Annotated in this window: 2 pseudogenes; both read right to left on the bottom strand. The window is 51.9% G+C overall.

The annotated features are described in order from the left end of the window. Nucleotides 1-365 (bottom strand): annotated as a pseudogene (locus tag PsAD46_RS27950) (hypothetical protein); the annotation flags it as partial. Between the two features lie 17 nt (nucleotides 366-382). Continuing rightward, nucleotides 383-811: pseudogene (locus PsAD46_RS27955) on the bottom strand (integrase); the annotation flags it as partial.

The raw sequence follows: 811 nt of genomic DNA on the forward strand, positions 1-811 counted from the left end.
TCTCTGTCATTCAGCCCAATCTCCCGCAAAATGGTCGCCACCGTATGCCGCAGACCATAAAGAGTAAGGCCCGGCTCAATCAGGTTCTTATCTTCTAATTGGATGCGCAGCTTTCTCCACGATGCTCTGAACCCCGAGACAGTCCATGGTTGCCCTCTGGAGTTTGCACAAAGTGTTGGAGCTGAGTGGGCAGGAGCTTCATCAAGAGCTGCTTTCAAAGGTGCAATGACAGGCCAAAAGACCTGAGCCCCTGTTTTGGCTCGCCGTGTTGAGATGAAACCATTTTGGTATTGCTGCTTGGCAAGCGTAAGCGTGTCTTGAGGGTCGAGACCTGTGTACATCATCAAGGTAAGGGCAGGGACCATTTGAGGAGGAGCGTGTTTTAAAACGACCCTGCGCTCGTCATCTTCCAGGGCCTGTTGGCGATTGGAGCGTTCTTGGGTTTGCGAATGGACTTAACCCCAAGAGCAGGGTTTTCTTTGACGAACCCACGTTCCTTGCCCCATGAAAACAGAACGGAAAGCACTTGCTTCACATAGTTTGCAAAACGCCTTTTACGTTGCTCCTCTGCTTTGTCTCTGAGTTTGACAATGAAGGGCGAGGTAAAGCGGGTGAGGGGTGTGTTGTTGATTGGTGCCAGATAATCAAAGACCTTCTGGTAGTCTGACTTGGTGCGCTCAGCCAGCTCAAGAAAGGCAGAGCCGGCGCGATACTTGTCAATCAGATTGCCGAGCGTGCCCGGCCTGCTGGTATCAGCCACTGACATCAAGTTTGTTAGTCGCTCGCATTCTGCCAGAAAGGCAGCACTGCC

The sequence above is a fragment of the Pseudovibrio sp. Ad46 genome, from assembly GCF_001623065.1.
Taxonomy (GTDB): Bacteria; Pseudomonadota; Alphaproteobacteria; order Rhizobiales; family Stappiaceae; genus Pseudovibrio.